This is a genomic window from Pseudomonas sp. YuFO8, from assembly GCF_035065025.1.
Taxonomy (GTDB): Bacteria; Pseudomonadota; Gammaproteobacteria; order Pseudomonadales; family Pseudomonadaceae; genus Aquipseudomonas; species Aquipseudomonas putida_AE.
On the sequence record NZ_JAXDEQ010000194.1, the window covers coordinates 1 to 395 of the forward strand.

At 61.8% G+C, this 395-nt stretch carries 1 protein-coding gene; it reads right to left on the bottom strand.

Going from position 1 to position 395, the window contains the following annotated elements; all coding sequences use genetic code 11:
- Positions 1-395: amidohydrolase family protein (locus SOP95_RS31960; RefSeq protein ID WP_323609587.1), on the bottom strand; the 395-nt coding region annotated here is incomplete at both ends.

The window sequence follows — 395 nt, forward strand, 5'->3', positions numbered from 1 at the left end:
TCGCGGATTTCACCCCGCTCCGCCAGGCCAAAACGCGCGGCTGAAAGGCCCGTCATCTTGTGCACGGCGGTATGCAATGGGAACAACCCGACATCCCGGCTGAAATGCCCCAACACCCGTGGAAACGCACCCCACAAACGCGGATGTGGGAACGGATCTTCCGGCAGCCCATCCGACCCGACCATCGACAACGGATGCGCCAGGATGCGCCGCACATCCGCCTCATCCATTCCGTAGTACACCGCGCCTGCCGGTTGTAGCCGACGGGCTGCGTCCATCAACGAAACATCCCACTCAGCGGCGATATCCTGCAAATCACGCCCGCCCATTTCCGGGTGTGGTGTCGACCAGGTGATGGTGATCCGAAAGGCGTCAGTCACCTGCTTGAGATCCAG